Here is a 12,870-nt window from a genome sequence, read left to right as displayed (position 1 = left end):
GAGCAAGCTCCGGCGAGCCTGCGCTTAGCGCGTTCAGTACACCACTACAGATAGCGTAGCGCCCGCAGGCACGCGCACGGTCTCGTTGAACGTGGCGCCCGCATTGCTGCGAACCACCGGGAAACTACCGTACGGCTGCAACGTGGCGGGCACGGCCACCGGCAGCTTGCGCGAGGCGCGGAACAGGTCCGGATCGATCAGCGGGAGCGTAAAGCCGCCATCGACACGGGCCGGGTAGCCGTAGCGCGCCGGCGACGTCGCGGCTGGCATCAGCGAATTGCTGGTGACGCTCCAGCGCAACAGTTCCTGGCTAAAGCCGGAGTCCGGGCGTGCGGCCTTGATGGCCTGGTCGAGCACGGTCTTGGAGTCCGCGCTGGAAGTCCGGCCCAGCAGGTCCTTGTAAAAGGCCAGGCCGAGTTGCCGGTCCAGGAAGCCGCCGAAGCTGCCCGACACCGAATAGCTCTCGCAGGTGGTGCCGAAACCGGTGAAATTCAGCATATTGCAGTTGAAGTTGCCATTGCCGTAGCTCACGTAGTCCCTGAAGCGCACGTCGCGGATCGCGTTGTAGGTGGGGTCGATGGTCTGGCTGGCGAAGTCCTCCATCATCATCGCGGACATTTCTTCCAGCCAACTATCGAATGCGTACTGCTGGCCGGCCTTGACACCGCGGCGGTAGAAGTTCTGCATATGCATCCCTTCGTGCGCCATCGTCATCTTCATCGACTTCAGGCCTTCGGCGCCGCCCAGGTACAGGGTCTCGGAATCGAGATAGAGCGACAGCGACTCGTTGCTGCGCGAATCCGAGGTGGCCTTCAGGTTGTGCAGGCCCCAGAAATAGCCCACGGTGCCGAATGGCTTGCCGTTGTTGTCGAAGTTGAGCACGACGATATCCACCGGCTGGCCGCTGCCGGCGATGAGGTTGTTGTAGGTGTGCGCGCCCCACAACGGGCCGCCGACCGAGGTCAGCATGTCGTAGATGCCGCCGCCGCTGGCGAAGGCGGCAGCCAGCGTGTCGACGAGGGTGCCGGTGACCTTGCCAGGCGCCGACTCGGTGGTCTCCACCCAGATGTTGACGGTGGTGGCGTCGCCCGTGCTCACTTGCTTGACCAGCGTGGCCGCGCGGCGCGTGCCGTCGGTGTGATACCAGCTCTTGGTATCGTTGAGCACGGAAGCGAGCGGCGGTGGCGGCGCGATCTCGGAAAGGCTGGCCACCTGCTTGCCGCCGGCCAGTGCTGCCCAGCCGGTGCGATTGAACTCGCCAATGTCGCGCAGCGTTTGTTCGTCCTGCCCGGTGGAGACCGACTGAATCGAGAGGTTGCCCAGCACGGACTGGATCACCGACAGCGACAGGCCGGCCGGCATGGCCTGCGCCGTGGCGCCGTTGGTGTAGAGCAGCGTCACGGCCTTGCCGTTCACGCCGCCGATGGCAACGGGCACATCGGCCGGCGCGCCGGTGGTGTTGGAGGCCGACCAGACGCCGACGCCGGAACCCGAGTAATTGCTGGCGTCCACGGCACTGCAGCCGCCGCATGCCGGCGCCAGCGTGGGTGGCACCGGCGCGCTGGCGACCGGCACGGAAGGACTCGCGCTTGTCTGGGCGGGAGCTGGCGCATCGCCGCCACCGCCACCGCAGGCGGCGACGGACATGGCGACCAGCAGGGCAGCGAGCTGGCTTGCGCGTTGGCGGAAGAGAGGACCCCTCATGTTCTAAAGCTCCGATTCTTGTTATGTGGATGCCGGCCTGGGCGCACGAAGCCTAAGCCACACAAATAACGGCATCCGGGACAAGAGCTTTAACGAGGGGAAATGCCGCCGGCGAGTGCCCGAGCCGATGCGCAAGCCAGCGGATTCAGGCCTTGGCGGCGCCGCGCCAGCGCCGGTACATCGCCATCAGGGGCGTGGCCGATGAGCCATGCAGCACCACCGAAAGCACCACCACGTAGAGCGTGGCGTCGGCCAGCATGGCGCCGTGGCGGAAATCCGCGCCATGCGCAAGCGCATAGGCCAGGTAGTAGACCGAGCCGATGCCGCGCACACCAAACCAGGCAATGAGCCGGCGCTGCGGCGGCTGCAGCGCCGCTCCGATGGTGGAGATCGCCACGGCCAGCGGGCGCACCACCAGGATCAGCGCCAGCCCCAGGCCAAGGTACTCCCAGCGCAGCATCCGTACGGAGAGCAGCGCGCCCACCGCCACCATCACGCTCAGCTCGGCTAGCCGCTCGAGGTCCAGCGAGAACTCGCTGACGGTGTGCGCCAGGTAGGCGGCAGCCTTGTCGTGCTGCACGGCCGTGCTCTCCTGCTCCGAGAACACGGTCGCGCTCAGCACTTCGTCGGCCTCGACGTCCTGGTTCTCCTGGTGCTCGACGTGGCGCATGGCCATGCCCGCGGCAAACACCGCCAGGAAGCCATAGCTGTGCACGGCCAGCGCGGCGCCGTAAGCCAGCCCGATCAGGCCGACGGCGAAGAAGCTCTCCATGCCGGCCGCGCCATGCCGGCGCTTGCGCAGGGCCAGCACCACGCGGCTGCACAGCCAGCCCATGCCCCAGCCCAGGGCCAGGCCGGCCAGGGAGGCCCACAGCAGGTCGACCCACAGCCAGCGCTGCCAGCCAATGCCGGCATCCTGCGCGCCCATCAGGCCAAGCGCGAGGATGACGAAGGGAAACGCGGCGCCGTCGTTGAGCCCGCCCTCCCCGGTCAGGCTAAAGCGCATCCGGTCGCGGTCCTGCGTATCCTCGACCTGCACGTCGGAGGCCAGCACCGGATCCGTTGGCGCCAGGATGGCCGCGAGCAGCAAGGCCACGCCCGCGGGCAAGCCCATGACCCAGAAGCCAATCGCAAACAGCATGGCGATGGTCAGCAGCATGCCCACCGTGGCCAGCCGCAGCGCGATGCGCCAGAGGCGATCGCGCGGATGCACACGCAGCCGCAGCCCCACCGCGAACAGCGATACCAGCAGGGCAATCTCCGTCACGATCTCCAGCGCAGCCGCATGATCGCGATCCGTCACATCGCCCCGGATCAGGCCAAGCCCCCATGGCCCGAGCCCGATGCCGAACAGCAGGTAAAGTGCCGACGCCGACAGCGGCAGCCGCTTCACCTGCGAACTGATCAAGCCCATGGTGATGAGCAACGCGCCGATAACCCAAGCCCAGGTGCCGAACAAGGATCACCTCCTGTAGCGAGCCTTCACTGAGAATAGCCCGAGCCAGGCAGGGCCGCGCTAGCGCAAGGGCTGGCGGCGCGCGAACAAGAAGGTTCAGTAGACTTCCGGCACGATCATGTTGTCGGGCACCGGCTGGCGCGAGTAGTCGTCGTGCCGCTCGCGCTGCGGCAGCACCACGGGCGGCTGCGCGCGCTCTTCATAAGGCATCTGCTGCAGCAGGTGATGGATGCAATTGAGGCGCGCCTTTTTCTTGTCGACCGCCTGCACCACCCACCACCGCGCCTCGTCGATATGCGTGCGCTCCAGCATGATTTCCTTGGCGCGGGTGTAGTCCTCCCAGCGCCGGCGGGATTCGAGATCCATCGGGCTGAGCTTCCACTGCTTGAGCGGATCGTGGATGCGGGAGAGGAAGCGCAGGTGCTGCTCTTCGTCCGAGATCGAGAACCAGTACTTGATCACCTGGATGCCGGAGCGCACCAGCATGCGCTCGAACTCCGGCACCGAGCGGAAAAACTCTTCGTACTGGTCGTCGGTGCAAAAGCCCATCACGCGCTCCACGCCGGCGCGGTTGTACCAGCTGCGGTCGAACAGCACGATCTCGCCCGCCGCCGGCAGGTGCGAGACATAGCGCTGGAAATACCACTGGGTGCGTTCGCGGTCGTTGGGCGCCGGCAGCGCCGCCACCCGGGCCACGCGCGGGTTGAGCCGCTGGGTGATGCGCTTGATCACGCCGCCTTTGCCGGCCGCGTCGCGCCCTTCAAACAGGATCACGACCTTGTGGCCGGTCTCCACCACCCAGCTTTGGAGCTTGACCAGCTCGCCCTGCAGGCGGAACAGCTCGCGGAAGTACAGCCGCCGCGCAGCCCGCTCGTCGTCGTCCAGGCCGCCGCCGGCTTCGCCGAACAGCGTATCGACGTGGTGGTCTTCCAACTCCAGCTCGAGTTCTTCGTCATAGTGATCGGCCACCTCGCGGTGGATACGCCGAATCAGCTCGTTCTCGTCTGGTCTCATCGCTAACTCCTGTTCGCAACAACGTGGTGACTGGCAGGCTAACCGCGAGATGTGACGCGCCCGTGACTCAATGCCCGCGCGCTCAGTAACCGCCCTGCTTGCGGAAGGCCCAGCGCCCCGCCAGCACGGTGAAGCTGGCCACCAGCACCACCAGCACCCAGAAACCGTGCGGATGGTCCGCCAGCGGAATCCCGCCCACATTCATGCCGAAGAAGCCGGCGACAATGTTGATCGGCAACGCCAGCACGGTGACCAGCGTCAGCGTGAACAGCGTGCGGTTGGTCTGCTCGTTGAGCTTGGCCGCGATCTCTTCCTGCAGCAGCTTGATGCGCTCGACCAGCGCGGCCAGGTCGCTCAGCACCAGCGAAAACTCCTCGGTGGAGGAGCGCAGATCCTGGATGTCCTGGTCCTGCAGCCAGGCTGGAGGCCGGTTGAGCAAGCGAAACAGCGCGCCAGGCTCGGGCGCGAGCAGCCGCTGCAAGCGCACCAGGCCGCGGCGCATGGAGCCAAGCTCCGCGCGGTTGCCATGCAGACGATGCGAGAGCAGCCGATCCTCGACCTGGTCCACGGTCACGCTGGTCTCGCGCACGATGCGCACCAGCACATCGGCCTGGTCGCGCAGCAAATGCACCAGCAGCGCCAGCGGCGTGTGGAACAACTCGCCCTGGCGCACCGAGGCGCGCAGCTGGTCAACCGAGCGCAACGGCTTCATGCGCGCAGTCACCAGGATGCGGCGGTCGGCACAGGCCCACAGCGTGGAGATATCGGTGGTGGCCACGCCGAAGTTGTAGATCACGTCATTGACCACCGCAAGCAGCGCCGTATCCAGGCGCTCGATGCGCGTGGAGCGCGAACCCTCGCGCAGCGCCTCGAAGAAACCCTCGGGCAGGTCGAGCTGGCCCTTGAGCCAGCGCTCGCACGCGCTATGCGACAGATTGAAGTGCAGCCAAAGAAACTCGTCGCCCGACGCAGGCTGCCCGAGCCACGCGGCCGCCGCGGCGGAATCGATGGGCTGGCCCGGCTCGCCGGGCAGGAAGCGAAAGCCGCTGACCAGACCAACCGGATCGGAGCCGTAGCTGGCTTCGACGATAGCCGCATGCATGTGATGCCTCTTCGAAAACGCGAATTCGCGGAGATGGGACATTAGCATGCGGGGATGACGGACGGCACCCGGCCAGGGGCACAAGGTCGTTCAGGGTATCTCGCTCTTGCCAGCGCCCGCCCTCTCCCCCGGCCCCTCTCCCGCAAGCGGGAGAGGGGAGCCAACCAGCGGCAAGATCAACCCATTGTGGTAGCCGTGTTTCCCGCCCGAAGGGGCGGGAAACACCCAAGCGCGATGCGAAGCGAGCCGTCAAGGTTTACCTAGGCCGTATGGGGCGCCTCGGGATTTCACGAAAAGAGCGGAAAAGAGGGACCCGTGTCTGAGTATCGCCTTAAGGCGATGCGAGTTTGGGTCCCGGCCGCTCTTTTCGTGAAATCCCGAGGGGGTAGTCGCCCCATCCGGCGCGCCTTTTTTGCCTACTTTTTTGGCAAGACAAAAAAGTAGGTCGCCGCCCCGCAGGGGTGGTGAAACTGCTTTTGACTTTAAGCTTTTGACGTTGCAGTTGAAGTTGCAGTCAACCTACCCCACCCAATAACCTACCCCCCATTCCCCTCACCCGAACTTGCGCCGGGCATCCAGCGCCAGCCCGGAACCAATGCCGCCAAACAGATCGCCCTCGATCCGCTGTGCCCCCGGGATCAGCTCGGACAATCGCTCACGCAGCAAAGGCACGCTGCTGGATCCGCCGGTAAACAATACGGTATCGATCGCATCCGCCTGTACGCCCGCATCCCGCAACAACGCCTGCACCGTCACCTCGGTCTTGCCAACCAGCTTCGCAATGGACTGGTCAAAGTCAGCGCGGCTGATCGCCATGGTCTCGCCCGGGGCGATGCGCCCCAGGTCGAGCTGCGTCTGCGGCTCGCCCGACAAGGCGATCTTGGCGGCTTCCACCTGGATCGCGAGCCAGTGGCCGGCGCGCTGCTTGATCAGGCTGATCAGGCGGTCCAGCTTTATCTTGTCGGCGGCATCGCGATAGTTGTCCATCACGTGCGACCACGCCTTGCGGGTGTAGACCAGGTTGATGGTGTGCCAGCTCGCCAGGTCGAAGTACTGGCCCGAAGGCATCGCCTTGCCGTTGCGCAGCTCGCTGCCCAGGCCCAGGAACGGCATCACGCTCGCCAGGCTCAGGCTCTTGTCGAAGTCCGTGCCGCCAATGTGCACGCCGCCGTTGGCCAGGATGTCGCCGCGCCGGTCGACCTTGCCGGCCCGCTCGGGCGACAGGCGCACCAGCGAGAAGTCGGAGGTGCCGCCGCCGATGTCGGCCACCAGCACCAGTTCCTCGCGCGCGATCGTGGCTTCATAATCGAAGGCCGCGGCGATCGGCTCATACTGGAACTCGATGTCCTTGAAGCCGGCATCGGCCGCGATCTCGCGCAGCGTCTGCTCGGCGAGCTGGTCGGCCTTGGGGTCTTCGTCGATGAAGAACACCGGGCGGCCCAGCACGACCTTGTCGAAGCTGGCGCCGGCCGAGGTCTCGGCGCGCTGCTTGAGTTCGCCGATGAAGTGCGAGAGCAGCTTGCGAAACGGCATGGCCTGCCCCATGACCTCGGTGCTGTCCTCCATCATCGAGGTGCCGAGCAGGCTCTTGAGCGAGCGCATCAGCCGCCCTTCATAGCCCGCCAGGTAGTCGCCAAGCGCGGCGCGGCCGTAGCTGACCAGCGGATCCTCGGAATGGAAAAAGATCACGGAGGGTAGCGTCAGCTTGCCATCTTCCAGCGGCAACAGCGTGGGTTGTCCCGGCCGGCACCAGCCCACCGTGGAATTGGACGTGCCGAAATCTAGGCCGCAAGCGTTTGACATCATGTTTCTGGTTTCTTCCCTACTGCATGGTTAAGTCCGGGCCGGGATGGCCGTGCTGGCTGGGCCGTTTTTTTCCGCGCCGGACGTTGCGGCCAGCATGATAGCAAGCCCGGCCGATGCCACCGGGCCACGCGAGTGCTCAAGCAGGCGCATTCAGCAGCGCGAGTATCTGCTGGTGCAGCCGCGGGTCGCCGCAGGCCACCACGGTGCCGCCCTGCTGCGCATCCCCGCCGGTCCAACTGGTGATAACGCCGCCCGCTCCCTCCACGATGGGAATCAGCGCCTGCACGTCGTAGGCCTTCAGGCCAGCCTCGACCACCGCATCCACATGGCCCGCCGCGACCATGCAGTAGGCGTAGCAATCGCCGCCGTAGCGCTGCATGCGGGCGGCGTCCGCCACGCGGCGAAAGGCGGCGAACTGCGCCGCGTCCTCGAACATCTCCGGCGTGGTGCACATCAGCTTGGCCTGCGCCAGGTCGGCGCACGGCCGGGTACGCAGGGGCTGGCCGTTGAGCCATGCCTGGCTGCCATCGCCGCTGAACCGCTCGCGCGTGAACGGCTGGTCCATGATGCCGATCACCGGCCGCTGGCCGTCGTTGAGCGCGATCAGCGTGCCCCAGAGCGGCAGCCCGGTAATGAACGCACGGGTGCCGTCGATGGGATCGAGTACCCAGGTCAGCGGCGAGCTGCCGGCCACGCGGTCTTCTTCCTCGCCCAGGATGCCGTGCTCCGGGTATGTCGCCAGGATCAGGTCGCGCATGGCGCGCTCGGCTGCCTTGTCGGCCGCGGTGACCGGGTCGAAGCGCCGGCCACCTTTGTCCTCTACCGCCGGGGCGCTGCGGAAGTACGGCAGGCTGGCGTTGCCGGCGGCCTGCGCGAGGTCTGCGGCGAAGTCCATGTATTCGATAAGCTGCTCGGCGGTCAAAGGCATGCGGAGATCCTGGGGTCCGTGAATGGTGTCGGGGCGGCGGCATGCGACTCCGGGCAGGCCGGGCTGCGCGCGCGGTGGGACAGCGCTGGCCGCGCGGCCCGCCAGCATTGTAGCGGGCCGTGGGAGGCGGGCATCGATCGCCTTTGGCGTCTCGCGGGCGGAGTGCTAATGTGAAGAGTGCGGGTAGCCGTCCATGCGTCGCCCAACAGTCCGTACGTTCTTTCGCCGAGCTCGCTGAGTGACTCCGGGGATACCCGTTGCCGACGTGCCCGCGTGCCAGAAAAAAAATCCGTCCCGCGTGTAAGTTCGTGCCGCCACTGTCGACAAAGGCACATAACCCGATGCAGCCGCACCTGCGAGCGCCACGGAACATGGAACATTGGAGAAAGACGGTGGACACAGCCTCCCAGCTATCGCGGCCCGCACACGGCCGCCGCGGACAAACGTCCGCCTCCATCCAGCCGGCGTGGGTGCGCATCACCCATTGGATCAACGCCATCGCCGTCATCATCATGGTGATGAGCGGCTGGCGCATCTATAACGCGTCGCCACTGTTCGGCCTGCATTTCCCCAATGGCATCACGCTCGGCGGATGGCTGGGCGGCGCGCTGCAGTGGCACTTCGCCGCCATGTGGCTGCTGGTCGCCAACGGGCTGTTCTACTTGCTGATGAACGCCCTCACCGGACGGTTCCGCCGCCGCTTCCTGCCGCTGTCGGTGCCCGCGGCGCTGCGCGATATCGCCGCGGCGCTGCGCGGCCGGCTGGCACACCCGGACCTGGCCGAATACAACGCGGCCCAGAAGGCCATGTACCTGGGCGTGGTGGTGGTCATCGTGGTCACGGTGCTGTCCGGCCTGGCGATCTGGAAGTCGGTGCAATTCCCGCTGCTGCGCGAGCTGATGGGCGGCTATGACGCGGCGCGCTGGGTCCACTTCGTATGCATGAGCGCCATCGTGCTGTTCATCGTGGTGCATGTGGCCATGGTGGCGCTGGTGCCGCGCACGCTGCTGATCATGCTGCGTGGCCGCTGATCGCCGGCCGTGTTCGCGCAAAACGCATCCACAGCACCGAATCCACAGAGCCGCATCGCGGAGAACCGCCATGAACAAATCCAAACCCATCGTCACGCTTGACCGGCGCCTGATCCTGCGAGACGCCGTGCGCGAACTCGATATGCCGTCGCGCCGCCTGTTCGCCAAGCGCGCCATCACGCTGGGCGGGCTGTCGATGCTGACGGGTTGCAGCCTGAGCGACGACGCCTCGGTGGAGCGCTTTCTCACCGCGGTATCGCGCTTCAACGATCGCGTGCAAGGCTGGCTGTTCGACCCCAAGCGGCTCGCGCCCACCTATGCGGAGTCCATGATCACGCGGCCGTTCCCGTTCAATGCCTTCTACGGCGAGGACGAAGTACCCGAGGTCGACGGTGCCGACTTCCGGCTGGAAGTCGGCGGCATGGTGGCGCGCAAGGATCCGTGGACGCTCGAGCAGCTCTATGCGCTGCCGCAGACCTCGCAGGTCACGCGCCATATCTGCGTGGAAGGCTGGAGCGCCATCGGCAAGTGGGGGGGCACGCCCTTCTCGGAATTCCTGCATCGCGTGGGTGCCGACACCAGCGCGAAGTACGTGGGCTTTCGCTGCGCCGACGACTATTTCACCAGCATCGACATGCCCACCGCGCTGCATCCGCAGACGCTGCTGACCTTTACCTACGACGGGGAGAAGCTGCCGCCCAAGTATGGCTTCCCCATGAAACTGCGCATGCCGACCAAGCTTGGCTACAAGAACCCCAAGCACATCATGGCGCTGTACGTCACCAACACGTATCCCGGCGGTTACTGGGAAGACCAGGGATACAACTGGTTCGGCGGATCCTGATCCGCTTGAAATTGGCCGGCATGATGCCGGCTTGCACACTGACCAACCCAAGGAGATCTTCATGAACAAACTTTTCGCCGCTACCCTGCTCTCGACTACGATGCTGTTTGCGGGTCATGCCTTTGCCCAGGACGCCATGAAGAAGGATGCCATGAGCAATGACAGCAGCATGGCCAAGGACACCATGGGCAAGGACACCATGGGCAAGGACTCGATGAGCAAGGACAAGATGGGCAAGAGCCACGCCAAGATGAGCAAGGACAAGATGGGCAAGGACAGCATGAGCAAAGACGCCATGAGCAAGGACTCGATGGGCAAGGATGCCATGGGCAAAGACGCGCCGAAGCAGTAAGGCGTAAGCAGTGCGCCCGCTTGCCTGCCAGGCGAGCGGCAGACCTTGTGACAACGCCCCGGCTTTCGTCCGGGGCGTTGCTTTTCGGGCGCGAGGAATCTCAGGCGTCACTCCGGCGTATCGGGACATACCCGCAGCGGCCGTCACTGAAAGGCGGATGAAAGCACTCGCGCCTACTGTGCCTGGTAAGCCATTGGGGTGCGCCTGAGCGCGCGCGCTTGCTGTCGATGACGATCTGTGGCGGAAACCAGCGTAGCCTCGCGCCGCGCCAGCTTCCTCCGATTCGCGCGCCATTCCGCAAGAATGCCGCGCGTAGCCTGGTCCGCCGTGCCTGCCTTGCCGCAGATGCGCGGCCCGGGTTTCACTGCAGGCGAGGGAGACAGCCTCATGGAACTATTCGAACACCTGGCCCTTGGATTCTCCACGGCGCTGACACTGCAGAACGTTGGATACTGCTTTCTCGGCTGCGTGCTGGGAACGCTGATTGGCGTGCTGCCCGGCATCGGGCCACTGGCGACCATCGCCATGCTGCTGCCGGTGACCTACACGCTGCCGCCGGTGGCCGCACTCATCATGCTGGCCGGTATTTACTACGGCGCCCAGTACGGTGGTTCCACCACCGCGATCCTGGTCAACCTGCCGGGTGAATCGTCATCGGTGGTGACCACCATCGACGGCTACCAGATGGCCAGGCGAGGGCGAGCGGGGGTGGCGCTGGCCACCGCAGGCCTGGGCTCCTTCTTTGCCGGCTGCGTGGCGACGCTGATCCTGGCCGCGTTTGCTACGCCGCTGTCGGAACTGGCATTCAAGTTTGGGCCCGCAGAGTATTTCTCGCTGATGTGCCTGGGCCTGATCGGCGCTGTGGTGCTGGCTTCGGGCTCGCTGCCCAAGGCGGTTGCCATGATCGTGCTGGGGCTGCTGCTGGGCCTGGTCGGCACCGACGTGAACTCGGGCGCCGCACGCTTCTCGTTCGACGTGCCGGAGTTGACCGACGGTGTCGACTTCGTCGCGCTGGCCATGGGGATGTTCGGCTTTGCCGAAATCATCGCCAACCTGGAGCAGAAGGAAAACCGCGAAACCTTTACCGATCACGTTAGCAACCTGTGGCCCTCCAAGGCGGACTTCAAGCGCATGGCGCCAGCGGTGCTGCGCGGTACCGCGCTCGGCTCCGTCCTCGGGATCCTGCCCGGCGGCGGCGCGGCGCTCGCTTCCTTCGCGGCCTACTCGCTGGAGAAGAAGACTTCCAAGTATTCGCATGAGTTCGGCAAGGGCGCCATCGAAGGCGTGGCAGGTCCGGAATCGGCCAACAACGCCGCGGCGCAGACCTCCTTCATCCCGCTGCTGACGCTGGGCATTCCGCCCAACGCCGTGATGGCGCTGATGGTGGGCGCGATGACCATCCACAACATCCAGCCGGGCCCACAGGTCATGACCAGCAACCCCGCGCTGTTCTGGGGCCTGATCGCCTCGATGTGGATCGGCAACCTGATGCTGATCATCCTGAACCTGCCGCTGATCGGGATCTGGGTCAAGCTGCTGCAGGTGCCCTACCGCTACCTGTACCCGGCCATCCTGGTGTTCTGCTGCATCGGCGTGTTCTCGGTCAACAACCAGACCTTCGACGTTTTCACCGCGGCTGGCTTCGGTGTGATCGGCTACCTGTTCATCAAGCTCAAGTGCGAGCCGGCGCCGCTGCTGCTGGGCTTTGTGCTGGGGCCGATGATGGAAGAGAACTTCCGCCGCGCGCTCTTGCTGTCGCGGGGGACGTTCACCGTGTTCCTGACCCGTCCGTTGTCGCTCGGCCTGCTGATCGCTGCCGGGCTGCTGGTCTGCATCGTTGCCCTGCCGTCGATCAAGGCCAAGCGCGAGGAAGCATTCCAGGAGGAATGACGCCGGTATGGCGACGCCGCCGCGGGCAGTACAAGTGGTACGGCCAAGGCCGCGCAACGACGCCAGCATCTTTTGGAAATGGCCTCTTAGGGAAAGGACCGGCATCCGCCTACACTGGGAGAGTGCCGGTCCGGCACGGAAGGACATCGATGGGGGTATTGAATGCATTACAGTCCCAGGCAGCCTGGTCAGCAAAGAGCGCCGACCACACCCTGGAAGACGCACTTCCAGCAACCCGGCGAGAAACGCCAACCCTCCCAGCCCGGCCAGTTCGATCCGCAAGCCGTGCAGCCCGCCGACAAGAAATAGCGTGACAAAGCCCGTGCCGCCATATGGCCACGGGCTTTGTTCGTTAAGGCGTGTGGTTTGTTTGCTAGCCTAGGCTAGGCTACGCTGCGCGCTTCCGCGCGGTCGTGGCCGGCCCAGGTCAGGCGCCACCCGGAGGTAGCGGTCTTGGCGACCAGGCCCGAATCCTGAAGCAGCAATAAATGGTGGCTGAGCTTGGATGCATCGGCATTGCCCAGCGCCTTGGCGAGCTGGAGATCCGTCATCATCGCCTGGCTGTCAGCGCGCAGTGCCGTCAGCACGCGGTCCGCGAAGGACATGTCACGCCTCATCTTGCACTCCCGGTGTCTCGAACGCCCCGGCGGCAGCCTGCCACCGCCACCGCCTCGGGTGAGCGTCAGGTGCTGAACGGGAGCACGCCGGCAGCGGCGGCGCCCCGGGCTTCTTGCTGCAACGCA

11 protein-coding genes are annotated in these 12,870 nt (G+C 65.5%); 4 read left to right on the top strand and 7 right to left on the bottom strand.

Translation table 11 applies throughout. The features are described 5' to 3' along the window. Positions 1-33: 33 nt before the first annotated feature. The 6 genes from ACX12D_RS03910 to hisN all read right to left on the bottom strand — a co-directional run bounded on the left by ACX12D_RS03910 (position 34) and on the right by hisN (position 8,010). Entirely contained in the window at positions 34-1,704 is a 1,671-nt protein-coding gene (locus ACX12D_RS03910; RefSeq protein WP_459372997.1) for a M30 family zinc metallopeptidase, read from the bottom strand. A 145-nt stretch (positions 1,705-1,849) separates the two neighbouring features. Beyond that, a complete protein-coding gene (locus ACX12D_RS03905; protein WP_459372996.1) occupies positions 1,850-3,163 on the bottom strand; it encodes a cation:proton antiporter in 1,314 nt (437 codons plus the stop codon). Positions 3,164-3,256: 93 nt separating this feature from the next. Further along, positions 3,257-4,174 (bottom strand): polyphosphate kinase 2, encoded by a 918-nt coding sequence (gene ppk2 / locus ACX12D_RS03900; RefSeq protein WP_459372995.1) that lies wholly within the window; start codon positions 4,172-4,174, stop codon positions 3,257-3,259. 82 nt (positions 4,175-4,256) lie between these two features. Next, positions 4,257-5,276, bottom strand: coding sequence for a transporter (locus ACX12D_RS03895; RefSeq protein WP_459372994.1), 1,020 nt, complete (start codon positions 5,274-5,276; stop codon positions 4,257-4,259). Between the two features lie 552 nt (positions 5,277-5,828). Then, positions 5,829-7,082, bottom strand: coding sequence for an Hsp70 family protein (locus ACX12D_RS03890; protein WP_459372993.1), 1,254 nt, complete (start codon positions 7,080-7,082; stop codon positions 5,829-5,831). A gap of 136 nt (positions 7,083-7,218) precedes the next feature. Further along, positions 7,219-8,010 carry a histidinol-phosphatase gene (gene hisN / locus ACX12D_RS03885; RefSeq protein WP_441641318.1) on the bottom strand — a complete coding sequence of 264 codons (792 nt, stop codon included), beginning with the start codon at positions 8,008-8,010 and terminating at the stop codon, positions 7,219-7,221. Between the two features lie 392 nt (positions 8,011-8,402). On the opposite strand from hisN, the gene ACX12D_RS03880 reads away from it, so the two are divergent. From ACX12D_RS03880 to ACX12D_RS03865, 4 genes are all read left to right on the top strand, one after another. Further along, a complete protein-coding gene (locus ACX12D_RS03880) occupies positions 8,403-9,041 on the top strand; it encodes a cytochrome b/b6 domain-containing protein (protein ID WP_459372992.1) in 639 nt (212 codons plus the stop codon). Positions 9,042-9,111: 70 nt separating this feature from the next. Beyond that, positions 9,112-9,885, top strand: coding sequence for a molybdopterin-dependent oxidoreductase (locus ACX12D_RS03875; protein ID WP_459372991.1), 774 nt, complete (start codon positions 9,112-9,114; stop codon positions 9,883-9,885). A gap of 61 nt (positions 9,886-9,946) precedes the next feature. Further along, positions 9,947-10,237, top strand: coding sequence for a pentapeptide MXKDX repeat protein (locus ACX12D_RS03870; protein WP_459372990.1), 291 nt, complete (start codon positions 9,947-9,949; stop codon positions 10,235-10,237). Between the two features lie 387 nt (positions 10,238-10,624). Next, positions 10,625-12,127 (top strand): tripartite tricarboxylate transporter permease, encoded by a 1,503-nt coding sequence (locus tag ACX12D_RS03865; protein ID WP_459372989.1) that lies wholly within the window; start codon positions 10,625-10,627, stop codon positions 12,125-12,127. Positions 12,128-12,510: 383 nt separating this feature from the next. Here the strand turns inward: ACX12D_RS03865 and ACX12D_RS03860 are convergent, their stop codons facing one another. Further along, positions 12,511-12,732, bottom strand: coding sequence for a hypothetical protein (locus ACX12D_RS03860; protein ID WP_043344159.1), 222 nt, complete (start codon positions 12,730-12,732; stop codon positions 12,511-12,513). Positions 12,733-12,870: the final 138 nt, after the last annotated feature.

The sequence above is a fragment of the Cupriavidus sp. PET2-C1 genome (genome assembly GCF_054515855.1).
This window is presented reverse-complemented; position numbering and strand designations above follow the sequence as displayed.